Annotated in this window: 21 protein-coding genes, 1 tRNA gene and 1 pseudogene; 10 read left to right on the top strand and 13 right to left on the bottom strand. The window is 58.8% G+C overall.

What is annotated here, in order from left to right; translation table 11 throughout:
- Positions 1-22 precede the first annotated feature (22 nt).
- The gene (locus tag EKD05_RS11070) at positions 23-805 is read right to left on the bottom strand and encodes an enoyl-ACP reductase (RefSeq protein WP_129672622.1); all 783 of its coding nucleotides are present in this window, start codon (positions 803-805) and stop codon (positions 23-25) included.
- A 281-nt stretch (positions 806-1,086) separates the two neighbouring features.
- Here EKD05_RS11070 and EKD05_RS11065 point away from each other — a divergent pair, with 281 nt between their 5' ends.
- From EKD05_RS11065 to EKD05_RS11045, 5 genes are read left to right on the top strand one after another with little or no spacing between them, the layout of a single operon-like run.
- Positions 1,087-2,076: a lysylphosphatidylglycerol synthase transmembrane domain-containing protein gene (locus tag EKD05_RS11065; RefSeq protein WP_129672620.1), complete on the top strand. Its 990-nt coding sequence runs from the start codon at positions 1,087-1,089 to the stop codon at positions 2,074-2,076.
- A gap of 15 nt (positions 2,077-2,091) precedes the next feature.
- Positions 2,092-2,508 (top strand): HIT family protein, encoded by a 417-nt coding sequence (locus EKD05_RS11060; protein ID WP_129672618.1) that lies wholly within the window; start codon positions 2,092-2,094, stop codon positions 2,506-2,508.
- 56 nt (positions 2,509-2,564) lie between these two features.
- Positions 2,565-3,806, top strand: a complete 1,242-nt coding sequence (locus tag EKD05_RS11055; RefSeq protein ID WP_129672616.1) for a hypothetical protein — start codon at positions 2,565-2,567, stop codon at positions 3,804-3,806.
- Positions 3,807-3,821: 15 nt separating this feature from the next.
- The gene (locus tag EKD05_RS11050; RefSeq protein ID WP_129672614.1) at positions 3,822-4,268 is read left to right on the top strand and encodes a hypothetical protein; all 447 of its coding nucleotides are present in this window, start codon (positions 3,822-3,824) and stop codon (positions 4,266-4,268) included.
- Positions 4,269-4,284: 16 nt separating this feature from the next.
- The gene (locus EKD05_RS11045) at positions 4,285-5,289 is read left to right on the top strand and encodes a ribose-phosphate pyrophosphokinase (protein ID WP_129672612.1); all 1,005 of its coding nucleotides are present in this window, start codon (positions 4,285-4,287) and stop codon (positions 5,287-5,289) included.
- Positions 5,290-5,373: 84 nt separating this feature from the next.
- Here the strand turns inward: EKD05_RS11045 and ilvA are convergent, their stop codons facing one another.
- From ilvA to EKD05_RS11025, 4 genes are all read right to left on the bottom strand, one after another.
- The gene (gene ilvA, locus EKD05_RS11040) at positions 5,374-6,885 is read right to left on the bottom strand and encodes a threonine ammonia-lyase, biosynthetic (RefSeq protein WP_129672610.1); all 1,512 of its coding nucleotides are present in this window, start codon (positions 6,883-6,885) and stop codon (positions 5,374-5,376) included.
- Between the two features lie 38 nt (positions 6,886-6,923).
- Positions 6,924-9,125 (bottom strand): peptidoglycan DD-metalloendopeptidase family protein, encoded by a 2,202-nt coding sequence (locus tag EKD05_RS11035; protein ID WP_129672608.1) that lies wholly within the window; start codon positions 9,123-9,125, stop codon positions 6,924-6,926.
- A gap of 173 nt (positions 9,126-9,298) precedes the next feature.
- On the bottom strand, positions 9,299-10,339 hold the full coding sequence (locus tag EKD05_RS11030; protein WP_129672606.1) for an alpha-ketoacid dehydrogenase subunit beta: 1,041 nt from the start codon (positions 10,337-10,339) through the stop codon (positions 9,299-9,301).
- A gap of 67 nt (positions 10,340-10,406) precedes the next feature.
- Positions 10,407-10,955 carry a hypothetical protein gene (locus EKD05_RS11025; protein ID WP_129672603.1) on the bottom strand — a complete coding sequence of 183 codons (549 nt, stop codon included), beginning with the start codon at positions 10,953-10,955 and terminating at the stop codon, positions 10,407-10,409.
- A gap of 57 nt (positions 10,956-11,012) precedes the next feature.
- Between EKD05_RS11025 and EKD05_RS11020 the strand changes: the two genes are divergently transcribed.
- A tRNA-Ser gene (locus EKD05_RS11020) sits at positions 11,013-11,103 on the top strand.
- 8 nt (positions 11,104-11,111) lie between these two features.
- On the opposite strand, the gene EKD05_RS11015 is transcribed toward EKD05_RS11020, so the two are convergent.
- Together EKD05_RS11015 and EKD05_RS11010 are read right to left on the bottom strand one after the other, a co-directional pair.
- Complete coding sequence (locus EKD05_RS11015; RefSeq protein ID WP_129672601.1) at positions 11,112-11,645, bottom strand: thioredoxin family protein; 534 nt, start codon at positions 11,643-11,645, stop codon at positions 11,112-11,114.
- Between the two features lie 53 nt (positions 11,646-11,698).
- The gene (locus EKD05_RS11010; protein ID WP_129672599.1) at positions 11,699-12,034 is read right to left on the bottom strand and encodes a hypothetical protein; all 336 of its coding nucleotides are present in this window, start codon (positions 12,032-12,034) and stop codon (positions 11,699-11,701) included.
- An 80-nt stretch (positions 12,035-12,114) separates the two neighbouring features.
- Here EKD05_RS11010 and EKD05_RS11005 point away from each other — a divergent pair, with 80 nt between their 5' ends.
- The 3 genes from EKD05_RS11005 to EKD05_RS10995 all read left to right on the top strand — a co-directional run bounded on the left by EKD05_RS11005 (position 12,115) and on the right by EKD05_RS10995 (position 15,489).
- Positions 12,115-14,109, top strand: coding sequence for a PAS domain S-box protein (locus EKD05_RS11005; RefSeq protein ID WP_129672597.1), 1,995 nt, complete (start codon positions 12,115-12,117; stop codon positions 14,107-14,109).
- A complete protein-coding gene (locus EKD05_RS11000; RefSeq protein ID WP_205703920.1) occupies positions 14,109-14,765 on the top strand; it encodes a response regulator transcription factor in 657 nt (218 codons plus the stop codon). Before EKD05_RS11005 ends, EKD05_RS11000 begins: the two co-directional genes overlap by 1 nt.
- Before the next feature lie 238 nt (positions 14,766-15,003).
- Positions 15,004-15,489: a hypothetical protein gene (locus tag EKD05_RS10995; RefSeq protein WP_129672595.1), complete on the top strand. Its 486-nt coding sequence runs from the start codon at positions 15,004-15,006 to the stop codon at positions 15,487-15,489.
- A 64-nt stretch (positions 15,490-15,553) separates the two neighbouring features.
- On the opposite strand, the gene EKD05_RS10990 is transcribed toward EKD05_RS10995, so the two are convergent.
- The 3 genes from EKD05_RS10990 to aceA all read right to left on the bottom strand — a co-directional run bounded on the left by EKD05_RS10990 (position 15,554) and on the right by aceA (position 19,072).
- The gene (locus EKD05_RS10990) at positions 15,554-16,063 is read right to left on the bottom strand and encodes a hypothetical protein (RefSeq protein WP_129672593.1); all 510 of its coding nucleotides are present in this window, start codon (positions 16,061-16,063) and stop codon (positions 15,554-15,556) included.
- A gap of 9 nt (positions 16,064-16,072) precedes the next feature.
- Positions 16,073-17,671 (bottom strand): malate synthase A, encoded by a 1,599-nt coding sequence (gene aceB / locus EKD05_RS10985; RefSeq protein WP_129672591.1) that lies wholly within the window; start codon positions 17,669-17,671, stop codon positions 16,073-16,075.
- A gap of 126 nt (positions 17,672-17,797) precedes the next feature.
- The gene (aceA, locus tag EKD05_RS10980) at positions 17,798-19,072 is read right to left on the bottom strand and encodes an isocitrate lyase (RefSeq protein WP_129672589.1); all 1,275 of its coding nucleotides are present in this window, start codon (positions 19,070-19,072) and stop codon (positions 17,798-17,800) included.
- Between the two features lie 475 nt (positions 19,073-19,547).
- On the opposite strand from aceA, the gene EKD05_RS26325 reads away from it, so the two are divergent.
- A complete protein-coding gene (locus tag EKD05_RS26325) occupies positions 19,548-21,272 on the top strand; it encodes a PT domain-containing protein (RefSeq protein ID WP_205703919.1) in 1,725 nt (574 codons plus the stop codon).
- A 162-nt stretch (positions 21,273-21,434) separates the two neighbouring features.
- Here EKD05_RS26325 and EKD05_RS10970 read toward each other — a convergent pair whose 3' ends face one another.
- From EKD05_RS10970 to EKD05_RS25725, 3 genes and pseudogenes are all read right to left on the bottom strand, one after another.
- Entirely contained in the window at positions 21,435-21,818 is a 384-nt protein-coding gene (locus EKD05_RS10970; RefSeq protein ID WP_129672587.1) for a hypothetical protein, read from the bottom strand.
- A gap of 160 nt (positions 21,819-21,978) precedes the next feature.
- A complete protein-coding gene (locus EKD05_RS10965) occupies positions 21,979-24,459 on the bottom strand; it encodes a C25 family cysteine peptidase (RefSeq protein WP_129672585.1) in 2,481 nt (826 codons plus the stop codon).
- Positions 24,447-24,999 (bottom strand): annotated as a pseudogene (locus EKD05_RS25725) (hypothetical protein); the annotation flags it as partial. The pseudogene EKD05_RS25725 and the gene EKD05_RS10965, both read right to left, overlap by 13 nt.

Below are 24,999 nucleotides of genomic sequence, written 5' to 3'. Positions count from 1 at the left end.
ACTGGCTTGGCGCACTGGTCGTTCAATCCTCTTGCGAGGGTGCGCCCATCACGTGGAAGCCGCCATCAACATAAATAATGTCGCCGGTCACGGCAGAGCTCAGATCACTGCAGAGCCAGAGGGCCGTATTGCCGACCTCTTCGATCGTGATGTGGCGGCGCATTGGTGACACTTCGGCGAAGGCTTTGTGCAACTGACGAAACCCGGTGATGCCACTTGCGGCAAGGGTACGAATGGGGCCTGCGCTAATCGCGTTGACCTTGATGCCACGCGGCCCGAGGTCGGCAGCCAGATAGCGGACACTTGCTTCGAGGGCTGCCTTGGCGACCCCCATCACATTGTAATTGGACATCACCTTTTGCGCGCCGTGGTAGCTCAAGGTGATAATCGAAGCCCCCGGATTGAGCAGCGGATCGGCGGCTTTGACCAGTGCCGTCAACGAATAGGCACTCACCTCCATCGCCAGGAGGAAACCGGCCCGCGTCGTATTGAGATAAGGGCCACTCAACTCCTCTTTATTGGCAAAAGCAATCGCGTGGATCAAGAAATCAAGCTTGCCAAACACCTCGGCCGCCCTGACCATCAGGGCCTCAATGTCTTCATCACGATTGACATCGCATGACTCGATCAGCGGTGCCCCCAGGCTCTCGGCAAGAGGGCGCACCCGCTTTTCCAGGGTCTCACCAACATAGGTAATCCCGAGTTCGGCCCCTTCGCGGTGAAGTGCTTGCGCAATGCCCCACGCAATTGAACGCTCGTTCGCCACGCCGAGAATGAGCCCCCGTTTACCATCCATCAAACCCATTACGGTCTCCCATCCATTAGGCAGAGAAATTGGGGCTATCTTACCACTTTTCTGGGTCTGTGCATCACGTGAGGGCCGAACCCGGTGTAGGGGCACCACCCTGGTGGGCACCCGCCAGGGTGGTGCCCCTACAGGGGCGGGGGCCGAATCCGGTGTAGGGGCACCCCTGGCGGGTGCCCTGGTGGGATGCTACGCTGTGGGTGAACAAAGCTCAATTGCAGAGATGCGATGAGAAGAGTATAATCGCCATAGGATCTTGTTTCACGCAGGTTATATTCTCCATGTCGCTTAAAACGCTCCAGGGCAAATTGCTTGCATCGTTGCTAATCGGCCTTGCGGTGATGATCGTGATTGGCCTAGTTAGCGATGCGCGTGAGGTCGCCCGCGATCTGGGTAGTTTTCAGTGGGCGCTGATGCCCCTTATTCTTGGGCTCACCCTCTTGAATTATCTCCTGCGCTGGGCCAAATGGGAATATTACCTGCGTTTCTTGCGCTGTGGTGATGGGGTTAGTTCATTTGATAGCGGGCTGATCTTCACCTCAGGCATGGTGATGGCCGTCACCCCCGGCAAGCTTGGTGAGGTCTTCAAGTCGTATCTGCTACGCCGCGTCAATGGCACGGCCGTCTCGCGTTCGGCCCCGATTGTGCTCGCCGAGCGCCTCACCGATGGGCTGGCGATGCTTTTGCTGATGGGCCTTGGTTTGACGCTCTATCCGCCTGCCCGCCCGGTCTTTGCCTTGCTGGTGGTCGGCACGCTCGTAGGGATCCTGATTTTGCAGCAACGCACCTGGTCCTTGGGGCTCATTGCCTTCATTGGTCGTTTGCCCATGGGCGAACGGATCGCTCCTCGCCTGGCAACGATCTATGAGAGCACGATTCAGTTGCTTGATTGGCGTGTGTTGCTGATCGCGACCCTGATCAGTGTCGTCTCGTGGGGGTTTGAGTGCCTTGCCTTTTACTATGTGCTCGTGGGTCTGGGGGTTGAGGGTACCTGGTTACTCTTGCTTCAGGCCACGTTTATTTTTGCGGCCAGCACCCTCTTTGGGCTGGTCTCGTTTTTGCCTGGTGGGCTTGGGGTGAGTGAGGTGACAAGTGTTGGTCTGCTGGTTGCGCTTGTTGGGGTGAGTGTGGCGACAGCAACAACGGCGACGCTACTGATCCGTTTTGGGACGCTCTGGTTTGGTGTCTTGCTCGGTATTCTGGCGCTCGCATGGTTTGGCCGCCGTTATCCCGCTCACGACCACGAAGCAAGTGTGGGCAGTGTTGCATAGCTGAAAGGGCTCAGGATGACATCAATTTTTACAAAAATCGTCAGTGGCGAAATACCGTCGGCTAAAGTGTATGAGGATGACCTGACGCTTGCTTTTTTGGATATTAATCCGGCCTCACGTGGTCACACCCTCGTTATTTGCAAGCCAGAGCTGCCGAGCTTGCTCGATCTTCCCCCGGATCTGCTGGTCGCAACAACCCGCACCACCCAACTGGTCGCCAGGGCGCTGATGGCTGCCCTTGAGCCCGATGGCTTCAATATTTTACAAAATAATGGAAGTGCCGCCGGTCAGGTGGTGTTTCATTACCATGTCCATATTATCCCGCGTTGGAGTGGCGATCGGGTCTTGACCCCGTGGCGCCCTGGTGCGGCGTCACCGTCTGATCTCCGTGACATAGCTGCCCTGATTGCGGCTCAGGTTGGCAAGGAATGACAGCAAGCTCCCCAACCGTACACGGTGCGAGTTTTCGCGCCTAAAGGAAAGCACGTATGAGCGACGGTCGCTCTGGTGATGAAATTGAAGGCCATGCGATTGTAGATGATGGGCTGCCTGTCAAAGGTGGGGTTGACCCGTCGGCTGCCGCGCAGGGCGCACCACAAGCTGCTGCGCCATCATCAGACGCTGATCACGGTGTTGTTTCATCGTCTGCACAACCTGCCGCCAGCATGCCGCCAGAGCCTGAGGCACCACCCGCAGAGGCGGCGGCGGCGGATGAGACTGTCCACGCGCAGCTTGAGAGCGTACCACCACCAGCGGCGGCTGCGGTCGTGACCGTTCAAGCGCAAGCTGGAAGCGAGAACGTCGCGCCCACGTCAGATGGGCGCACTCAACCGGTCGATCACGTAGCTTTGGCTGGAACCCCCTCGGTTGCCGGTGATGACGCGCTGGAGACGATTCGCCTGGAACCGTCTCAGACGGTCATTGATGCTGACGATCCACCCCAGGATGTGCGCGGCTGGCATCTTCCCTTGTTAATCCTGCTTGGCTTTGTGGCCTTGCTCATTCTCGCTCTGCTCAACAGTTCCCTGGGGCTCTGGCACTTACCTGGTTCGCCTGGGGCAATCCCGACCCGTGAATTGATTCTGAGTTCTACGCCGCTTGGTGATAGCGGCACATCGGGTTGGCCGTCTGGAAACCTTGATCCAGGCGGCAATATCCCGCCGCTCGGGGTGCCGGGTGATCCGTCGTTGGTGCCTGGTCCGACCTTTGCGCAGGCGTATGAACGCTTGGGTGGCCTGCGCATCCTCGGGTTGCCCCTCACCGGGCCGGTTTGGGTCAATGGGCGCGAGATCCAGTGGTTTGAACGGGCGCGCCTCGAACATTGGCCTGAACATACCGGGACCCCCTTTGAGGTTCAATTGGGCTTGCTTGGCGTTGAATTTACCCAGGGCCGTACCTTTGCCCGGCAGCAGTTTTTTGTCAGCCGCCCCGATCTGCGCTACTTTCCTGAGACTGGCTATGGAGTTGGCGGACGATTTTTACGCTTCTGGGAAGAGAATGGCGATCTGCTGGCCTTTGGTCTGCCGATTAGCGAAGAGTTTGATGAGGTCATGCCTGATGGTCTGGCCTATCGGGTACAATACTTCGAGCGCGTGCGCATGGAGTACCATCCGCAGTATGCTGGTTCCCCGTATGAAGTCCAGCTAGGTTTGCTTGGCTCGGCCTTGCTGAGTAATGCGGCTCGTCCGACAACGCTTCAGCCGGTGCCTACCCCGGTACCCTTGCCGTGAAAAGGAGCGATCAAGATGCGCGAAACACTCTTCATTGACGTAGCTCGACAGGAGGGGTATCGCAGCGAGGCTGCCGAGGATACCCTTGAGATGGTTCGTACACGTTTGCAGGAAGCCCGGTATCAGACACAGCGTTTCTATCTCTATCGTACCGGCGATCCTGCGGTTCATGAGCGTGACAAGACGCCAACCCCTCAGACAACGCGCCCCCGAGTTCTGGTAGCCTTCCAGAGTGCTGATTCGGCGCTGGTCTTTGCGCAGACCCATGGCCTTGGCCGTTCACCACGCCTAGTGTCGCTGACGTTAAGCCAGATGCTGGCTGCCCTCATGCAACGCCCTGGGATCAGCATGTTGTTGATTGCAAGTGAAGACCAGGAAGCCCTCCGTGCCAGTGCGTTACCCCTTGGGATTCGGATTGAACGGGCCGAATTGATTGAACGTCTGACGAGTCTTGCCTCGTGATTGAAAGGAGTTTGCTGTGGGGAGTCGCTTCGACGAAATGCGGATCTTTTCAGGGAATGGCAATCGTGCGCTCTCTGAACTGATCTGTGATCGCTTAAACGTCCCGCTTGGTGACGCAACGATTGTCAAGTTCAGTAACGAGAATATCTTTGCCAAACTGAACGAGAGCGTGCGTGAGAAGGACGTTTTTGTCGTCCAGTCGCTCTCTACACCAAACCTGAGTGACCGGATCATGGAGTTGCTGATCCTGCTTGATGCCTGCCGCCGTGCTTCAGCCGGGCGCGTGACCGCAGTTATTCCGTACTATGCGTATGGGCGTACCGATAAGAAGGATCAGCCACGCGTGCCGATTACGGCGCGCTTGCTCGCCGATATGATCCAGGCTGCGGGTGCGCAACAGGTCTTGACGATTGACTTGCACGCCGGGCAGATCCAGGGTTTCTTCAACATCCCGATGGATGAATTGACGGCGATGCATCTGCTGGTGCGCTATTGGTCTGAGAAGGGTTGGGACAATGTGATTGTCGTTTCGCCTGATGTGGGCTTTGCCAAGCGCGGGCGCAACTTTGCCGAGGCGATTGGTGCGCCGCTGGCGATTGCCGAGAAGCGCCGGGTGCAACACCTCGCGAGTCGTGACAACAATGGCAATTACTCCTCACCCGAGATTATGAACCTGATTGGTGATGTGGTTGGCAAACGATGCATCATTGTTGACGACGAAATCGCGACGGGCGGCTCGATCCTCGAAGTGGTTGATCTGCTCAACCGCGAAGGGGCGAGCGAGATCTATGCCTGCTGTGTCCACCCTGTCTTTGCCGCCAACGCCGTCCAGCGCCTCCGCCAGAGTGGTCTCCGCGAACTGGTGACCACCGATACCCTGCCCCTGACCCCCGAGCAGCGCTGGCCCAGTTTGACGGTGCTGAGTGTAAGTACGATGCTCGCCGAAGTGATTCAGCGCATTCACAGTGGGGTGTCGGTGGATACGATCTTTTCACAACGTCACTACTCGGCCTTTGGATGAGGAACTTTGCTTGCTTAACCACAACGCCAGCGTAGCTGGCGTTGTGGTTAAGCAAGCAGAGCGTGCCTGGGCCAGCGCATAGGCTTATGTGAGAAACGCCCGATAGGCCGGATTCTCACTCTCGTCAGCGTGGCGGTAGCCGAGTTGGGCGAGCGAAGCCCGGAAGCGCGCGAGGTCGCTGTCGGGCACCTGGATGCCAGCGAGTACGCGCCCGTGCGCACTGCCGTGGTTGCGATAGTGAAAGAGGCTGATGTTCCACGACGCATCGAGTGCTTCGAGAAACTGAAGGAGGGCACCGGGCCGTTCGGGGAATTCAAAGCTGAAGAGCCGTTCGTTGAGGGCTTCTGGGGCGCGCCCTCCGACCATGTGGCGCAGGTGAACGATCGCCAGTTCGTTATTCGTCAGGTCAACGAGTTCGTAGCCCCCCTCGGTGAGGTGCGCGATGATCGCAAGGCGTTGCTCGGGATGCGCCAGTTCAATGCCGACGAAGATGCGGGCATCCGTGCGCGGGGCATAGCGGTAGTTGAATTCGGTGATGTTGTAGTTGCCCAGATCACGGCAGAAACGCTTGAAAGAGCCCGGACGCTCAGGGATAGTGATTGCAATCAGGGCTTCGCGCTGCTCGCCAAGCTCGGCCCGTTCGGCAACATGGCGCAAGCGCCCGAAATTGATGTTGGCCCCGCACGTCAAGGCGACCAGATGCTCGTTGCGGATGCCTCGTTCATTGACATAACGCTTCATGCCGGCGACGGCGAGGGCTCCGGCTGGCTCCTGGATTGCCCGTGTGTCGTCAAAGACATCTTTGATGGCGGCACAGACTTCGTCGGTGGTGACGCGCACAATTTCGTCAACATAGGCTTGCACGATTTTAAATGTGTGTTCACCAACGCGCCGTACGGCGACACCGTCAACAAAAATACCAACCTGGCTCAGCGTCACCCGTGTGCCGGCTTGCAGGCTCTGATACATCGCATCGGCATCGTCTGGTTCAACCCCAATTACGCGAATGGCCGGGTTGATGCTCTTGAGAAAGACCGCGATGCCGGCGGCTAGGCCCCCGCCACCGATGGGCACAAAAACATAATAGTTTTCGGCCCGCATCTGCTGCGAGATCTCCAGGCCAATCGTGCCCTGCCCGGCAATGACCAGCGGGTCGTCGTAGGGATGGATAAAGGTGAGGCCAAGCTCGGCCTGCAGCAGATAGGCGTGCGCTTCGGCATCGCTGTAGCTGTCGCCGTGCAGTACCACCTCGGCCCCACGGGTGCGACATGCCTGAACCTTGATTTCAGGCGTCGTCACTGGCATCACAATGACCGTTCGTACGTCGAGATGTTGCCCCGAGAAGGCAACCCCCTGGGCGTGGTTGCCCGCCGACGCTGTGATGACGCCCCGCTCGCGCTCGGTGGGCGAGAGATGCGCCATGCGATTATAGGCTCCGCGGAGTTTGAACGAGAAGATCGGCTGCAGATCTTCGCGTTTGAAAAAGACCTCATTGCCGAGGCGAGTTGCTAGGCGAGGTGCGGCCTGCAAAGGTGTCTCAATGGCGACATCATAGACCCGGCTGGTCAGAATGCGTTGCAGATATGCGATATTCACGGTGTTCCTTTTGCCCTCAATGCCAAAGCTACCGTATCCTACCACACGATCAGCGGGATCAAGATACGATGTTGGTTTTCGGCTTCGATCAGCACCGTGCGCGTGATTATCGTCGTGCGATTCAGCCGGTCGGTATAGCGTACCGAGAGTTCGTGCAGGCCAGGTTCGGCTTCGAGCGTCCAGCGATAGGCATCATAGTAGGGCTGGGGGTCTTCCAACTGGTCATTGAGCCCGAGTTGCACGGCGACGATGCCGCCATCAGCGGACAGGGCGTTGGTGTCAAGCCGGATTGTGCGTTCGGTGAGCACGACGGGCATCGTCCGGTCTTCAGGCAGCGCCGTTGCTATCCGCTCGATCGCCTCAGTTTCCATGGCGTGGTCAAAGATCTGTAGTTCGCCGAGGATCATATTGCTTGGGCCACCACCGCTCGTGAAGCGACCGATGTCGAGCCGTGAGCCAACCTGGCTCGGCAGGGTGATGCCGGTCGTGGCCGCCGCAAGCGTTCCATCGAGATAGAGTGCCTTGCTGCCCGTCGCGGCGTCCCAGGTGATAGCAAGATGGTGCCAGCCTGGGGCAAGTGTATCTGGGGCGGCCAGGAGATCGCGGCTCGCCTCGTCGTCCGCCGTTGTCCAGAAGATCCAGGCAGGCTCGCCTTCTGGCCCAACCTGATCACGCCGGATGGCCAGGGTGCCTGGGTAGACCGGGGCTGCGCCGGGGTTGGCACTCGTTGCCAGCAGATAGTGCCGTGGGATGGTGCCCTGAGGGTACCTGTCTGGCACGTTGACCCAGAGGCTCATGGTGCCCTGGGCGAGATTCAGGTTGCCTTCGGTGGGATAATCGAGCTCGAACCGATTGAGCAGCAGCGCCTGATCGCTCCCCCGTCCTTGCTCGAACTGGGCTGTGCCTGTGGTGGCGGCAAACCCTCGGCCAACTTCCTGCACAATGTGACCATCAAACGTCGCGGCGAAGAGCAGATCAGCGGGAGGATTGAGCGTGACGGTTGCCGGTGGGCCTTGCTGCGCGTCGTTCGCCTGCGTCGGTTGTGGCACGGCAGCGCGGAGATCGGGCGGCGTGAAATGGTAGGTGCCGATGAGCGAAGCATGCCACAACCAGTCACTCGGCAGACAGCCGGCATACGCACTGCAAGGATCGGGGCCAGGGCCATACCAGCCATAGGGGTCAACCTGGCGACCATAGCGGCGCACTTCAAAATGCAGGTGCGGCGTACCGCGGACAAACCCACTCCGCCCACTTGTCCCAATGAAAGCACCGGCCTGGACGGGAACGCCGATATTGCGATCAATCAGACCAGCAAAGATCTGGGCAAAGCCGTCGAGATGCCAATAGACCGTCTCGTAGCCGTGGTCATGGAGGATGACGACCCCATTGCCGCGATGGGTACGCGCATAGGCGATCCCTGCGGCTGCCGCAAGGATTGGTGTGCCAATGGGCTGATCAGGGAAATGGTAATCGTGCCCATCGTGCCCATCATACTGCACGCCCCCCTGCCCCAGATAATTCACTACATAGCCATTGCCGGGTAAGCCGGTATCAACCGTGGGATAGACATGGTCAAAATAGGCGAGATGCTCGACCGGTGTTCCGGCAGGCCAGGGTTGCAAAAGGAACCCATAGCGTGCGCTCTCGGTCGGTGCCGGGAGGTTCTGTCCAGCGGGACGCGACGGGTCGATCTGAACCAGTTGGTTGTCAAAATAGGCAGCAAAGACCTCACCGAACCGCTCCACGGCTGTGCGCCATTCAGTAGAGGTACGTCCATTGGCGAGAAAGCGTTGGACAGCGACCCCCTCGGGGGATTGGTCAAGCGTGAGCGTCAGCGTGACGCCATCGGTAAAACGCAGGGTGGGTGGGCGGCTATAGGGGCCAAGGCCGGCCCGCAACTCGCGGGTGGCCCAGTCAATCTGCGCCGCAAAGCCCAGAGGCCCGGTGTGCCCAAAAGGGGACTGCAAGGCCTCATCGCCGGGATCAGTCTGGCTGAGCAAGCCAGCGGTTGTTTCGAGCAGGGCGAGGTGAATTTGCGGGCTCAGGCCATAGTAGAAGGCCGCACTCTCGATGATGGTTGCCGCCGTACGTCCATTTTCCCGCAGTTGCTTGAGTGGCCCGGGTTGGGTTTCAAGGAAACGCTGGACACCGCCATCTCCGGGTTGGGCGGCGACCTTGCCAGGGGCCACAAGGCTTACCAGCAGACTCACGAGGCAGAGGATGGCAAGCAGATAACGCACAATGGTGGCCCCCGAGGCACGGTACTTTTCGCAGTTATGGTGATGCTAGCATATGAGGAAGGGTCTGGTCAAGAGCTTGAGTGTGACAGTCTGGTTACGTTCGCTTTAGGTTGCGCTGGGGCACACGTGCCGTGTACCCCAGCGCAACCGGGTAGGCTGTGACTCGCCCCATGTTAATAGGCCAATAATTCACGGGCAGCGGTGATGATAGCACTAGCCCCGGGGCGATGGGCGTCTTCGAGCGGTGGGCTATAGGGGACGGGGGTATCGGGGCCGGCGAGGCGGCTAACCGGGCCATCGAGGAAGGCAAAGGCTTCATTGGCAATCAACGCCGCGACTTCGGCCCCAACGCCGCAGGTACGGTTGGCCTCGTGGACAATGAGCACTTTGCCGGTACGGCGAGCCGTGGCGAGGATCGCTGCTTCATCGAGGGGTTTGAGCGTACGAAGATCGAGCACCTCGATACTGTGGCCTTCACGCTCGAGGTGCGTGGCGGCGGCGATTGCTTCGTGTACCATGGCCCCATAGGTAATGATCGACAACTCTTCACCGGAATGACGGAGTGCCGCCTCGCCGATGGGAATCGTCACCTCGCCTTCGGGCACGGCACCCTTTAGCGAACGATAGAGATACTTGGTTTCATAGTAGATCACCGGATTGGGATCGCGGATCGCGCTGAGCAGGAGGCCACGCGCATCGGCCGGAGTTGCCGGGGCAACCACCTTGAGGCCGGGCGTGTGGACGAACCAGGCCTCGTTGCTCTGCGAATGGAAGGGGCCGGCCCGCAGGCCACCCGCACCAGGGGCGCGGATCGTGATCGGGACAGACTGCCCCCAGCGATAATGGTTTGTCGCCGCAAATTGGACAATTGCATCAAAGCCAGTCGAAATAAAATCAGCGAACTGCATCTCAACCACCGGATGAAAACCCTGGAAACTCATCCCAACGGCGGCATAGATCATCGCCAGTTCGGCCATCGGCGTATCAATGACCCGGTCGGCGCCAAATTCATCAAGCAAGCCCTGGGTCACTTTGAACGCACCGCCATAAGCACCGATATCTTCACCGAGCAATACCACTGACGGGTCGTGTTGCAGGGCAAAACGCAAGCCATCGCGGATCGCTTCGAGATAGGTCAATTCGCGTACGGTTTGGGTGCCGTGCTCGGCGGCGAGGGTAGTTACACCTTTGTGCAGGCCCTGATCCCAGGTCATTGGTCACTCCTCAACAACATCAAGGCAAGCGGGCTGGCCAGGCGGGGTCACAGCCAGCCCAGGATGGTCACATCCGTGTCCGTTCGGCGGCGCGGGCATCGCGCGCGACCCAGCCGGTAATCCGGGTCACGGCGGCAGCGATCAGGGCCGTTAGCAGCGCATTCACCGCAGCGGCACGCGGCAAATCGACATGTTCCTGCGGCCCCACTGCGGGTATACCGGCGATCCGCTCGGCAAGGCGCATGCTGCCGACAGCAAAACTGAAGGGCACAACCGAGCCGAGACCTGCCCCGAGGGCCGTCCCAAACACACTATTGCTTCCGCCTTCACCGGCGGTGCCAAGCTGCTCACGGGCCTGTTCGGCGGGCGATTTCCCTTTGAGGAGGGATACGATAGCGATGCCAAGCGTGCCCAACCCAACAAAGCCACCCACAAAGATGCCCGCCCCCGTGAGTGTCGGCTTGCTCTGCACCTCGGCTGGTGGCCGACGAAAGGCGAGCAACTGACTCACAAAAGCAAGCAGATAAAAGATCGAACCCCAGAAACTCGAAAAGACCAGCGCACGGCCAAGATCCTCACCTTGTAAGAAGAGTCCTCGTTCTTGTTGCTGTGACATCGTACTCATCCTTCACTTGACGCATTCGCACATCGGCGTATAATACAGCAGACACTCGGGGAGATGACGGAGCGGTTGAACGTGCTCGTCTCGAAAACGAGTAGGGTGTAAAAAGCCCTCGGGAGTTCGAATCTCCCTCTCCCCGCCACTCCACACCTAAACTGACCACTTAATCGTGCAGCCAACGGCGGGCGTTTCACTGATTGGCGGTGGCTGATGTTTCAGCACGGCCTCAATGGCGTTGCGCAGATAGTGCTGCTGCACATGCTCGGGTTCGCGGTGGTCGTCGACCGCCCCGTGATAGACAAGTTCTCTGGCCTGATTGAAGAGAAAGACCTCGGGGGTGCGTTCGGCCCCATAGGCGCGTGCGGTGGTTTGCGGCTGGTCATGCAGATACGGGAACGGGTACTTGAACATGTGTGCCCGTTGTTGCATTGCCTCGAAACTATCCACCGGATACTTCTGCGGGTCATTGGCATTAATCAAGACCAGCGCCACCCCATGCTCAGCATACTCATGCTGCACCTGGATCATGCGTTCTTCCCAGGCTTGCACATAGGGGCAGTGATTGCAGCTAAAGATCAGGCCAAGCACCTGATGGTCGGCGAACGTTTCGAGACTGTAGTGGCGTCCATCAATCCCAGGCAATTCAAAGGGGATGGCGCTCGCTCCAATTGGTAGTCGACTCATATGGTTGTTGCTCCTTTGCAATGCTCCCGATGATACAGATCGCATGGATCGTCTCAGGAGGTACTGAGCGCAGACAGGCGGCTGCGCAACCATTCACGAGTTGGCAAGGGGGCGATGCGCCCATCGTCGCGTCGGTAGGCCCGACAGGTAAGCGCATAGATCGAGGCAGCACCGCTTGCAACAGGATGGGGGTCAATATCCTGCCCATTGACCAGAATCGTAGGCGAACCAATGAACTGCAAGCGTTGGGCGTCGGCTTCGTCGCGTACCTCAACGAGACGGATGACCGCGTCGATCCCTTCGGCGGCAAGCACCGCACGGAGCAGCGCCAGCCCTTCTTCGTGCGATGGGCATTCGGCCCACCAGAGATAGTCAAGCGAGAGTGTCATACATGTATTATACACTGTACGTACGCTCGTAGAGTATCGTATACTATAGTCCAGCCATAAGCTTCACGGAAGGGACCCTCATGAACTCGCACCTGCCACAGGGTGGCTCGACCGAGACGATGCCGATGCTCTGGACACTGTTATTGGATGCACCAGTGGGCATTGCATTGCTCGATCCCGAGATGCGAGTGTTGATGCTCAATAGCCTGATGGCCGAACTGATCGGGTTAACATCACTGGAGTATGTCAGGCACCATGCGAGTGAGGTCTTTCGGGATCACGCCCCTGCCGTGCTTGAATTGCTCGCCCAGGCAGCCTCGTCTGGGGTAAGCAAACGCGAAGTCCAGTTCGATATCCTGGTTCAGGGGCGCTCGCACCGTTGGATCTTGCATGCTTACCCCTTGTTTGATGGGCAGGCCGGGCCTGGATATGGCCTGTTGGCAACGGAAATCAGACATACCGCCGAGAGCGAGGCCCCCTCGGTACTGATCAATAGTGAAGAGCGTTTTCGTCTGCTCGCCGAAAACGCGGTTGATATGATCTACCGCTACCGGATCACGCCTGATCCGGGGTTCGAGTATGTCAGCCCCGCCGCAACCACGATGCTCGGCTATACCCCCGAAGAGCATTATCAAGATCCTCATCTGAGCAGCAAGATCGTCCATCCGAGTGATCGGCTCTTGTTACAGACCATCTTGTCGGGTGCCCATAGCGGCCACCCAGTCATGCTGCGCTGGCAGCACCGCAATGGCAACCTGGTCTGGACCGAGCAACGGAACCGCCTGATCCGCGATACACTTGGGCGTCCGGTCGCGATCGAGGGCATTGCGCGGGATGTCACGGATCGTCGCCGTACCGAAGAGGCGTTGATCCAGGCGCTTGAGGCGGAACGCCATGCGCGGCATGTCGCCGAAGTGCTGCACTCGGCGAATCTTGCGCTGACGCGGAGTCTCGATGCCGATCATGTGATGGTCGCCCTGCTTGAGCATCTGAGTAGCCTGGTTCCGTACGATAGTGCGGCGGTACTCTTGCTGGAAGGCGATGATCGGCTCGTCTTTCGCGCTGCCCGCGGCTATGAACGCTTTGGGTCGGCTGAAGGCATCATCGGCTTGTCGGTGGATGTTGGGGCTGATCCCGTGCTCAAGCCAATTGTTGAGCGTCGGCGGAGCTTTCTCGTGATGGATACGGCCAATGCAACCCGCTGGCAGGTTCGTCCGGGGTTTGGGCATATCCGCAACTGGTTTGGCGTGCCATTGCTGGCGGGCGAAACAGTGATCGGGGTCTTTTGCCTTGATAAGGCCGAAGCCAATTTCTTTACCCCGGAACACGTTGACATGGCCGAGTTGCTGGCGATGCCTGCGGCGATTGCCTTGCAAAATGCGCGACTCTTTGGCGAGGTAACCAGTGGCCGGGCACGGATGCGCGCCCTTTCTGAGCGCCTCGTGGCGGTGCAAGAGACCGAGCGCGCTCATCTGGCCCGCGAACTCCATGATGAGATCGGCCAGATGTTGACCAGCTTGAGCCTTGCGCTGACGGTATCGGATCGCATGCCCGTCGAGATGCTGCGCGAACGGATCGCCCAGGTACAACGGCAGGTGAATCAACTCACCACCCAGGTGCGGACGCTCTCGTTGAATCTGCGGCCCGCGATGCTTGATGATCTGGGGCTCTTGCCGGCGCTGGTCTGGTTTACCCGACGTTATGGTGATCAGACGGGCATTCAGGTGCAATTGCAGCATGCCGGGCTCGATCAACAGGTCATCACCCCCTCGGTCGGGGCCACCGCGTACCGTGTTGTGCAAGAGGCGCTGACGAATGTGGCTCGTCACGCCAAGGTGACGCGGGCGCTGGTGCAAGTCTGGGCGACCGATGCGATCCTGGCGGTGCAAGTGATGGATGAAGGGGTTGGCTTTGATGTAGAGCTTGCCTTGACCGCGTATAGCTCAAGTGGACTGATCGGCATGCAAGAACGAGTGCGCCTCGCGGGTGGCTACCTGACGGTTGAATCGACCCCTGGCGAGGGTGTTCGGGTACTGGCTGAGATTCCACTCACGCCGCCAGAGGAGCGCTTTTGATGGGTGTGTTGACCATTGTGCTTGCCGATGACCATGCGGTCGTACGGGCTGGCTTGCGAGCCTTGTTAGAGAATGAAATGGATTGCTCGGTGGTCGGTGAGGCTGGCAATGGCCTCGAGGCGCTTGCTCTTGTTGAACGCCTGCAACCGAGCCTCCTGGTGGTTGATCTGATGATGCCGGGGTTGAGTGGCCTTGAAGTCGCCCGTCAGGCGCGTCAGATCTCATCAGGCACACGGATCATCATTCTCTCGATGCATTCTGATGAATCGTATGTCCGTGAGGCCTTACGGGTCGGCGTGACCGCGTATGTGCTCAAAGAAGCCCTCTCGAATGATTTTCTCTATGCCTTGCACCAGGCTGCTGCTGGCCGTCGGTATCTGAGCCCACCGTTGTCAGAGAAAGCCCTGGATGCCTATGCCTCACAGACGGTTGAGACGACGCTGGATCTCTATGAAACGCTGACTGCCCGTGAACGCGAAATCCTCTACCTGGCTGCCCAGGGCATGACCAGCGCCGAAATTGCCGAGCGTCTGATGATTGGCGTGCGTACCGTTGACACCCATCGTGCCAGCATGATGCGCAAACTTGGCTTGCATACCCCACTTGACCTCATTCGCTATGCTGTGCGTCGTGGCATCGTGAGCCTCGATAGCTAACGTGCGTCGGGCATCTCCGCATTGCTACAGAGCATCATTCCGTATTGCTACGTAGTGCGCTCGGATTTGCCGCATGGTATGCTAAGGGCTATGAGTGGAAGGACTGTCTGCAATGGGGCTGACAGTTCTTCTGCCAGAACTATCGAGACCTTTCCTGTTCCTTTGGCGAGCTGCTGACAACGCATACATCGGTCGTAACAGCTTGACTGAGTGCAGAAGCCCAGCGTGGAGGCGAATTATGGCAGTTCGCAGAATAACCTCTGCAACGACTCAAGAACGAGGCTTTAGTCAGGCTCAGCTTAATGACCTCTACCGCTCGGTGGAAGCCTTTCGGTCGATCGCCGTCGCGTGGGAGTCGATTGCGAGTGGCGCGTGGAGTCTTGCCGCCATTCGGAGTTTTGCTGCGCTTGCTCGTCGCGTTGCCCTTGATCTATCGACGGTAGGGTGTGGTGCGCTTGATCAAGCGGTGATTGAACTGGTGCTTGCGCTTGACGGCATTACGGTAGCGGGGACGCTCGATAAGCCGTTGATGGAACAGGTTGATCATGCACTGGCGAAGATCAGGGGGGTAACCGTGCAGCGCGTACTCGCCCTTGATTTTGGTGCGATGGCGTCGGAGGGTGGCGTCGCACCGGTGCTGATGAGTGAGACATGCCCGCGTTGTGGGGCGCATGCGATCTGCACCCTGGTGCATGCTCGTCGTGAGCACCAGATGCGTGTCTGAGTCCGGGCGTACGACCGGGCTTGATACTTCCGGGGGGCCAGTGGCCCCCCGGGGTGATTCTTGGCTACGTAGCGGTGTGGAATTCGGCGGCAATGGCGGGTGGGATCGGATGTTCCCAGAGCTTACCGCCGAGTCGTTCGAGTTCGGCGACAAGGACATCGCGTTCATCAGCCGGGATCAGACCAACAATTGCGGCTGAGCCGGCATCAAGTTCCGCCCCGATCTCATAGAGTGACTGCTCGGGAAAACCCGTCTCGCGCACCATCCGGTGGGTCGCCTCACTGGTCACGCGTTCGACAAATGCCGCAGGCTGGGTGCCCATCAGACCAACGAACGTATAAGCAAACCAGGCGAGACCGCCGACCAGCGATGTGGTCAAATCGGTCAGTTCCTCGCCGAAATCGCGAGGTTCGCGGAGGCTGATCGAGCCATCCTCACGCTTCATCACCACGGCAAAGTGCCCGGTTCGTTCCCCAATCTGCCGGTCGAGGCTTTCGATGACAGAGCGGACGGCTTTGGCCCGACTGGCGCTGGTGAAACTATAGACCAGCAAGAGCATGTTTTCGGTCTTCATGAGGATGCCTCAATCAATATGATCATAGGCTGGCAGCGTCAGGAACTCGACAAAGTCGTCGCTAGTGGTAATCAGATCAAAGAGTTCGGCAGCCTCTTCATATTTGCCGTCGGCATACGCCGGGCCAAGCAACTCCTTAATCTTCGCCAACTCTTCGGGCAACATCGTCCGGAAGAGCTCAACGGTCACATTGCGCCCATCCTGAAGAACGCCCTTGGGGCTGCGGATCCACTGCCAGATCTGCGCCCGCGAAATTTCGGCGGTAGCGGCATCTTCCATCAGATTAAAGACCGGCACACAGCCATTGCCAGCCAGCCACGAACCGAGGTACTGAATACCGACATTGATATTGAGGCGAAGGCCCTGCTCGGTGATGGGGGCTTCGGGTTGGAAGGTGAGCAGATCGGCGGCAGTGACTTCAATATCATCACGGGTGCGGCTAATCTGATGCGGTGTCTTCATGACCGTGTTGAACGCATCAAGGGCAATGGGCACCAACCCTGGGTGGGCAACCCATGTTCCATCGTGCCCATCGGTCGCCTCGCGCTCTTTGTCGGTGCGCACCTTGGACATGGCTGCCTCATTGGCCTCGGGATCATTTTTGATCGGAATCTGGGCGGCCATCCCGCCCATCGCGTGGGCACCCCGGTTGTGACAGGTCTTGATGGCTAGCAACGAATACGAACGCATAAAGTGGGTCGTCATCGTCACGAGGGCACGATCGGCGAGGCAGAAATCAGCGTTCGTCCGGAACTTCTTAATGCACGAGAAGATATAATCCCAGCGACCACAATTGAGCCCAGCGGAGTGTTCACGCAGTTCATAGAGGATCTCGTCCATCTCGAAGGCGGCGAGGATGGTCTCGATCAGCACGGTTGCCTTGATGGTACCTGTGGGGAGGCCGACATACTCCTGAGCAGCGAGAAAGATCTCATTCCAGAGGCGCGCTTCGAGGTGGCTTTCGAGCTTGGGCAGATAGAAATAGGGACCGCCCTGGATTTCGATCGCCTGGCGGGCATTGTGGAAGAAATAGAGGGCAAAATCGAAGATACCACCGGAAACGACCTCACCATCAACGAGGACATGCTTCTCGTTGAGGTGCCAACCGCGGGGGCGGACAAAGAGGATCGCCGGATTGTCACTTAGCGCATAGGCCTTGCCCTCGGGCGAGGTAAAGGTAATGGTACGGCGCAGAGCATCGCGGAGATTGATCTGACCTTGAACCTGATTATCCCAGTTAGGCGTATTGGCGTCCTCGAAATCGGCCATAAAGACCTTGGCGCCGGAATTGAGGGCATTGATCACCATTTTGCGCTCAACGGGGCCTGTAATTTCGACGCGGCGATCATTGATATGCGCAGGGAAGGGCGCAATCTTCCAGTCATCAGCGCGGATCTCAGCCGTTTCGGGCAGAAAATCGGGCAACTTACCGGCATCGAGGTCAGCCTGCCGGGTTGCGCGTCGGGCAAGCAACGCCGTGCGGCGACCATTGAACCGGCGATGGAGCAGGGCAACCAATTCAAGCGCCTCGGGAGTCAGAATCTCAGTGTACTCCGGTGTCACATGCCCAGTGATCTGCATCCCAGCGGGCAATTTCAGATCGGCCATTGATCCGTCCTTTCATTATTTCATTATGTGGAAATAGTTTTCAGATTTCGGCTAACGCACGATGCAAGCATTGCTTGCATCGTGTGTCAGCGGAGATCTTTGTGAGGGCTGCGGCTTCTTCCGCGCCTAGTGGAACTGCTCGGCCTCGGTTGAGCCAGCGAGGGCAGTGGTGGAGGAGGTACCTCCAGAAATCACCATGCTCACCTCATCGAAGTAGCCGGTCCCGACTTCGCGCTGATGGCGGGTAGCGGTATAGCCCTGATCTTCGGCGGCGAACTCGGCCTGCTGCAACTCAGAGTACGCAGCCATGCCGCGATCCTTATAGCCGTGAGCGAGGGTAAACATGCTGTAATTAAGGCTATGGAAGCCAGCGAGGGTCACAAACTGGAACTTATAGCCCATCTCGCCAATCGCACGTTGGAAGCGAGCGATATCGGCATCACTGAGCTTCTTCTTCCAGTTGAAGCTTGGCGAGCAGTTATAGGCGAGCAGCTTACCGGGATATTTCGCGTGGATCGCATCGGCAAAGCGTTGCGCCTCCTCGATACTCGGTTCAGCGGTCTCACACCAGACCATATCGGCATATTCAGCATAGGCCAGACCGCGGGCGATCGCCTGGTCGAGGCCTGGATTGACATAATAAAAGCCTTCAGGGGAGCGCTGGCCGGTGAGGAAGGGATGGTCGCGCTCATCCACATCACTCGTGATCAAATTGGCGGCATTGGCATCGGTACGGGCAATAATGAGGGTTGACACACCCATCACATCAGCGGCGAGCCGGGCAGCCACGAGATTACGGACAGCCTGCTGGGTAGGCAAGAGCACCTTGCCGCCCATGTGACCGCACTTCTTCTCAGAGGCGAGCTGGTCTTCGAAGTGAACCCCAGCGGCCCCGGCCTCGATCATCGCCTTGGTCAACTCAAAGACATTGAGCGGGCCACCAAAGCCAGCCTCGCCATCGGCAATAATCGGTGCGAACCAGTAGGTATCGCCGGTGCCCTCGGAGTGCTGGATCTGGTCAGCGCGTTGCAGCGCCTGATTGATCCGCTTGACGACCATCGGCACACTATTAGCGGGATAGAGGCTCTGGTCGGGGTACATCTGGCCGGCGAGGTTGGCATCAGCGGCAACCTGCCACCCTGACAGATAGATCGCCTTGAGGCCGGCCTTGACTTGCTGCACGGCCTGATTACCGGTGAGCGCACCAAGGGTATTGACAAAGGGCTCGGTATGCAAAAGATCCCAGAGGCGTTCGGCCCCCATGCGGGCCAGGGTTGACTCGGGTTGTACCGAACCCCGTAAACGATAGACTTCCTCAGCGCTGTAGCCACGTGCAATTCCGGCAAAACGTGGCGAATTCCAAACCTCGGCAATTTGAGCGATCTGCTGCTCACGATTCATACGTTCAGATCCTTTCCTCGACGATGAGTCCGCAACTACTTTTCCAACTCTACTCCACAAACTGTCACCATCAATGAGGGTCATTCACAACCCCGTTGAAATCTATTATATACCGTTTTAGTTACATCAGGGTTACAAAATCCACCTGGTGGTTTTGTTTTTCGTATTATGGAAAAAAGAGAAGGTTATCGCGGCATCACTGGCCCGTGGGCCACTTGGTACTCAGCATGACAAGGCTTGCAGGCATATCAAGAAACTTAGGTTACAGACTACTTAGCGACTTGGTGTGAGCTTCTTTGAAAGGGATTGAGCTTAGGGCTCTTGCGGGTGTGCGACTGGTAATGCGCTCGTAATTGCAGCGTGCTACCCTGCATATATTACAGGATTGTCATATTTGACGGATGAACAAGCCTGATCTATTGTCTCTCAATGACAAAAACGTCATTTATGATATTTGAAACGAGGAGGTACGCATATGTTGAGCCGTAGCCCTTCTGGTACATCCCGTACCGTCATGCTCGGCCTGTCGTGTTGCATGCTGCTTGTGCTTTTGATCGTGAGCCTGAGCCCAGGCGCGAGTCCTGTCATACGGAGCGCCCGTGCTGCTGCTGCTTGTCCGGCTGATCAGAGCCATCTGGTTCCCTGGCGTGACGGGCGCTGGTTTTTGGCGGGCATGAATGTGCCCTGGCTTGATGGGGGCTTCGGCGCTGATTTTGGCACGGTGGAGGAGTGGTGGCAACACACGTACACGACCGAGAGTGCCGATCAGATGTTTGCTGCCTTGAAAGCACGGGGGGTAAACAGTGTGCGCTGGTGGATTTTTGCTGATGGCCGTGGTGCCCCTGAGATTGCCAATGGCATGACGACCGGGTTTGATGCCGATACGCTTCCGAGCATGGCCGATGCCATCAAACTTGCTGCCAAGCATGACATCTATATTGTCTTTACCCTCTGGTCATTCGATATGCTGGCCCGCCCCAATGGAATTATCGAGAATCAGCGTGACCTGGTGGTTGATGCGACCAAACGCCAGGCCTTCATTGACAACGCCGTCATCCCGATGCTGCGCTACCCAATCCCTGGCACGTCCTATACGATTGGGAACCATCCCAATGTGATCACATGGGAAATTATCAATGAGCCCGAGTGGGGAGTTCGAGAGTCGGGGTCGATTCACTGGAATATTGACAACCCGGTGTCACTTGCTGAGATGCAGCGGTTTATCGCTGAAGTTACGGGGGCCATCCGGCGCAACTCGAACCAGTTGATTACGGTTGGTGCCGCCGCGATGAAGTGGAACAGCGATACGATTCCGGGGGCCGAGGGCAACTGGTACAGTGATGCCGCTTTGACGCCTTATGATGCTGATGGCTACCTCGATTATTATCAGATCCACTATTACCCTTGGGCGAATGGTGATGATACCTGGACGTTCTCGCCGATGCGTTTAAGCTGGCAACAGGGTGGCTTCGATAAGCCAGTCGTGATTGGCGAATTTCCGGCGAATGCCGATGGTTCAGGGATGGCGCCTTTGCAATTGCTTGAGTCGATCTACGCCAACTGCTATGCTGGGGCGATGGGTTGGACCTATGAAGGCGTTGATGGCAGTGGTTCATGGCAAGACATTGCTGCGCCGATGGAGACCTTTACGGCGGCGCGTGCGAGCACGATCCGTATCACCCCACCTTCGCCGGGCGGCACACCAACGCCGACCGCGCAGCCGACCGCGCAGCCGACCGCGCAGCCGACCGCGCAGCCGACCGCGCAGCCGACCGCGCAGCCGACTAGCACCCCTGCGCCTGGTGTAACCCTGACGCTCAACTATTCTGATGGTGCGCCTGACAGCTACTTTCTGCTGACGGGCACGTCTTTCCCTGTGGGGCACACAATACGGCTGCAGATCAACGGTGAGTTGCTCGGTGAGACGATCACCGTTGGTGACGACGGTCGGTTCCGCGTATTGCTCAAAACAGTGGCCGATGCGCTGCCAGGCTCCTATCTTGTCACGGTGACCAGTGTTGCCACCCCGACGAGCCTCGTGCAGACCGAAGCGCTGGCCCAGTCGGTGTATCTCTTGGGGCTTGATGATCCGCTGCGTGAACGCCCTCAGCGGGTTTCAGCCACGCTAGTAGAGGTTCCGGCAGAGATCGAGCCTTACGCGCTGACGCCTATGGTTTATTTGCCCTGCGTGCGGCGTTAGGGAGTTGCGCCACAAACGCCAGCGAAGTTGGCGTTTGTGGCTGTGCAGATGTAGAGGCCCCCTAGTGTAGACGGGGGCTTGGCATCATAGTGGGGCAAGAAGTATGATCAAGGGGTCGGATGAACTGAAAAGTTTGTGATCATCGATTGTAGGGCGAAGGCCCTACAACCGATGAAAGACCTCGCCCCGCCCGTTCACCATCAGATAGCCATTGCGGGTAAGCAACATCGTGTGCTCATCGTTCTGGGGGATGGACACAGGACGAGCGACCATCACGTCGCCATCCGGCAATTCGACGCGCAGGGTTGGCTGCACCGGCTCTTCAAACGCGGGTTCGCCACTGGCAACCCGCCGAGCGGCCTGCCCGAGTACCTGCATCTGACGAACAACCAGACTTGTTACGACAACTACGGCTGCAATAGCGAGCCCAAGCGCCGCTGCCGGAAGAATTACGGCCAGTGTTATGATCAAAGCCGCAGTGAGCAACAGGCCGATGCCTGCGAACTGCCCCCACTGACGGACAGAAGATGTGTATGACATATTCATTGCGCGACCCTTTCATATGCGACTTGCTGGAGGCGAGAAACCCTCTTACTCGTTTGCGACTTCACAGGTCTTCAAGACCTGTGAAGTCTGTCTGCCTGCTTGTCAGTATAGCAGGGCCATGTTGTAGGGGTGCTAGCAATGTGTTAGCAAAGTGTTGGCGTCAACGGTTCACCAGCGGTAAGAAGAGAAGATGGCGCGGGGCCTCGTCATTATGAAGACGTACCTGTGTGAGAGGATCACCCAGCAGGAGATAGGTGAAGAGCGGGCCGCTGTTGAGGTCGCTGCTGCTTGCGAGGTTGCCCAGACTCGCCAGGGTGAGGGTTCCGAGGTTCGCCTGGTTTGCCGGGGTTGCCCAGAGTGCTTCGAAGAAGCCCTGGTGCAACTGGTTGTGTCCGTACGAGACCCCAAAGCCAGCCGGCCCCCAGACGGCAATCGCTCCACCGCGGGCCAGGACGAGGCGCTCGTCAACGCTCGTGCCGCTCATGGCCGGGGTGGCAAAGGCGCTGCTCAGGCAGGTCATGGCTAGCACCACGGGCAGATGATCATGATTGGTGAGTTGATCAGGATCGTAGAGACCAAGGAGCCACGAGTATTCGGCACTCGGGTCGGTAATGGCCCATTGCCAGGCGTGGCTGTGCCCAGTGTAGACGAGCAGACTCGCGCCGTTGTTGAACGCGGCAAGCGTGTGTTGACGCGCCTCAACCGCTGAGGCGTAGCCGTTGGTGCCAGAGGGATCGTAGTAGACGCGGCGTACTTGCAGCTGTTCAGGTAAAGCTTCGGCAATTGCTTCTGACTCGGCGGCAAAATCGCCAGCGGTATCGGTGTCGTCGGCGATCAGCGCAACGGTCTGACGCCAACCGTCGCCGACAGGAGCGGTATCGTATGCGATCAGCTTACCCACCAGCGCCTGCAATTCGGCTTCACTTTTGACCGGTAGCCGCCCAATGGCGAGGGTTGGCGTTTGTTGATCCCGTGGGTCGTCGGTGGCAAGGCGTCCATAGCATGTATCGCAGGCCGCCTCGCCTAGCCACGGGTCAACGTAGGCCAGGTAGGGTGGAATGATGTTGCGATTGAGGCTCCCGCGTTTTGTCCAGTCGTGCGGGTCAACGCTGCCATCGCCTACGAGGATGATCGTTGCGGGCGGATCAGGCCAGGTTGTCGTGACATGGCGGAGAAAACGCCGGATCGCTTCGGGATCAACCGCCCCGTAGCTCCAGGCATCATAGATCGCTTCGAGTGAGGCCACGGCTGCGCGGTAGCCCTGCGCCTGCCGATGCGCGAGCAGTGGCTCCAGCGTGGCGTGCCATGCTTCTGGGGCAAGGTAGAGGGCATCGAGGCTTTGTGGTTCGTTGATGGTCGTTGTGTGCCATGCGGTCACGGTGGGCTCGTGCAGGGTGCCAGGGCCGGTGACTAGGTAGGCTCGGGCCTCTGGGCCGTCAACAAAACTGGTAGCTGCCGGGTGAAGCCGCACCGGTGCATCTGGTTCGCTTAGGTCGTAGAGGTTCCAGTTTGGGGGGAGACCAGTGAGTTGATAGCGCCAGTTCCCGGCAATGCCCTCAAAGAGGACGCCCTGTTCGGCCAGTTCGAGCCGTGCTGCACGCTCCCAGGTGATGGTGTCTAGCAGGGTGCCGACGGGTTGTTCTGTGGCACTGAGGCTCACCTGGAGCATTTCGTCGGATTGAGCCAGATCATTGAACTGATGCGTTTGACTTTCTGTCCCTGGTTCACAGACGATGCCTAAGCCGGGAAGTTCCAGGGCGAAACCGCCACAGTCTGGAGCCACGCTTGCCCCCCACCCCCTGCCCCTCCCCCACGAGAGGGGCGGGGAGTTTGCTCGTAGCACCGGAGCGTTTTTGGCAGGCGACACCAGCACTATCTGGTGGTTGGTTCCCACCTCCCCTACCATCAACTGATGTTCCCACAGGCCTATGCCCGTCCAGGTGATGACTGCAGATTGGTTAGCAAGGGCAACATAGAGGTGCAAGGCTCCGGTAGTGTAACTCTGGCCGGTGACGGTCAGGCTCAGTGGGCCCGTGGCCGGTGGGAGGGCTGCCCCCAGGGGGAGCACAATGGTATCGGGTCGTCCCGGTTCAGCGCGCAGGTCGCCGCTAAACCAGTGGTCGTTGTCAGGGCCGGCGCGGCGCGAGTCGTAGCGTTGTGGGGTGTAGATCCGGCCTGTTTCGCGTGCGTCGGTGCGTGAAGGGGCCGTGCCTTCAGCGACGTTCCGCGAGGTGAAGCGTGGCCCGGCGGTCGCCTCGACGGTGAGCCAGTAGTGCGCGGTGAGATTCCAGCGATCACCCGGTGGTGGTGCGTAGAAGCGGAGGCTATCGGTTGGATCAAGGCGCTGGTCGCCACCGTCATCTACTTCTAGCGGGATGATATGCCCGGCGTAGTGCAGCCAGAGGCGGTTCGGATCAACAGCAGGATCGAGGCCGGCAGCCAGCAAGGTTGCCCCGGTCAGGTGCTGGATACCCCCTTTGGTCACGGTGATGACTAGGGCTTCAGTCGCGGTGGATGCGTGAACGATCGTCTGGATCGAGGTTGCTCCTAGCCGATTCAGGCTGACCAGCAGCACAACCAGCAATGCAAGCAGGGTGCGGTGTAGACTGAAATGCCGCTGTTTGTTGATCAGCGCCGCCACCGTAGCACTCCTCCGATCACGATCAGACTCAACGCCAGAGCATAGAGGCCTGGGCTGCCAGGGTTTGTGTGCGCAAGACCGGCATGGGGCAAAATGACCGAGATGTTGGGGTCGCCTGTGCCGGTGCTAGACGTTGGCACCGCTTCGGCGGTTGGTTGCCATCCTGTGGCAAGGGTTGGCGTTGCCTGTGGCGTTGAGGTTGCCGGGACATTGGTGATAGGTAAGAGGATCGTTGGGATAGCCTCTTCGGTGGGTAGGAGATCCTCGGTGGGCAAGGTGATCGCAGTCACCGAGGGGGTTGCGCTCGGTACGACATCCTCGGTGGGCAAGGTGATCGCGGTCACCGAGGGGGTTGCGCTCGGTACGACATCCTCGGTGGGGAGGATGATCACTGGTGAAGAGGGCGTTTCGGTTGGGGTGGCGGACGGGCCGGGCGACGGCGTCGGGGTGGCGGAGGGGGCCACGGTTGGGGTGGCGGACGGGCCGGGCGACGGCGTCGGGGTGGCGGAGGGGGCCACGGTTGGGGTGGCGGACGGGCCG

Source organism: Candidatus Chloroploca sp. Khr17, assembly GCF_004138165.1.
In the GTDB taxonomy this organism is placed as follows: Bacteria; Chloroflexota; Chloroflexia; order Chloroflexales; family Chloroflexaceae; genus Chloroploca.
The sequence above is the reverse complement of the archived record's forward strand: the minus strand, read 5'-3'. Positions and strand labels throughout refer to the sequence as shown.

Excerpts from the sequence above, each read along its gene's own strand:
- EKD05_RS11015 (WP_129672601.1), bottom strand. The coding sequence starts at position 11,645 with ATGAGTCGACTACCAATTGGAGCGAGCGCCATCCCCTTTGAATTGCCT.
- aceA (WP_129672589.1), bottom strand. The coding sequence starts at position 19,072 with ATGAATCGTGAGCAGCAGATCGCTCAAATTGCCGAGGTTTGGAATTCG.
- EKD05_RS11000 (WP_205703920.1), top strand. The coding sequence starts at position 14,109 with ATGGGTGTGTTGACCATTGTGCTTGCCGATGACCATGCGGTCGTACGG.
- aceB (WP_129672591.1), bottom strand. The coding sequence starts at position 17,671 with ATGGCCGATCTGAAATTGCCCGCTGGGATGCAGATCACTGGGCATGTG.
- EKD05_RS11050 (WP_129672614.1), top strand. The coding sequence starts at position 3,822 with ATGCGCGAAACACTCTTCATTGACGTAGCTCGACAGGAGGGGTATCGC.
- EKD05_RS11060 (WP_129672618.1), top strand. The coding sequence starts at position 2,092 with ATGACATCAATTTTTACAAAAATCGTCAGTGGCGAAATACCGTCGGCT.
- EKD05_RS11010 (WP_129672599.1), bottom strand. The coding sequence starts at position 12,034 with ATGACACTCTCGCTTGACTATCTCTGGTGGGCCGAATGCCCATCGCAC.
- EKD05_RS11030 (WP_129672606.1), bottom strand. The coding sequence starts at position 10,339 with ATGACCTGGGATCAGGGCCTGCACAAAGGTGTAACTACCCTCGCCGCC.
- EKD05_RS11065 (WP_129672620.1), top strand. The coding sequence starts at position 1,087 with ATGTCGCTTAAAACGCTCCAGGGCAAATTGCTTGCATCGTTGCTAATC.
- EKD05_RS10990 (WP_129672593.1), bottom strand. The coding sequence starts at position 16,063 with ATGAAGACCGAAAACATGCTCTTGCTGGTCTATAGTTTCACCAGCGCC.
- EKD05_RS11025 (WP_129672603.1), bottom strand. The coding sequence starts at position 10,955 with ATGTCACAGCAACAAGAACGAGGACTCTTCTTACAAGGTGAGGATCTT.
- EKD05_RS11055 (WP_129672616.1), top strand. The coding sequence starts at position 2,565 with ATGAGCGACGGTCGCTCTGGTGATGAAATTGAAGGCCATGCGATTGTA.
- EKD05_RS10970 (WP_129672587.1), bottom strand. The coding sequence starts at position 21,818 with ATGAATATGTCATACACATCTTCTGTCCGTCAGTGGGGGCAGTTCGCA.
- EKD05_RS26325 (WP_205703919.1), top strand. The coding sequence starts at position 19,548 with ATGTTGAGCCGTAGCCCTTCTGGTACATCCCGTACCGTCATGCTCGGC.
- EKD05_RS11005 (WP_129672597.1), top strand. The coding sequence starts at position 12,115 with ATGAACTCGCACCTGCCACAGGGTGGCTCGACCGAGACGATGCCGATG.
- EKD05_RS11070 (WP_129672622.1), bottom strand. The coding sequence starts at position 805 with ATGGGTTTGATGGATGGTAAACGGGGGCTCATTCTCGGCGTGGCGAAC.
- EKD05_RS10995 (WP_129672595.1), top strand. The coding sequence starts at position 15,004 with ATGGCAGTTCGCAGAATAACCTCTGCAACGACTCAAGAACGAGGCTTT.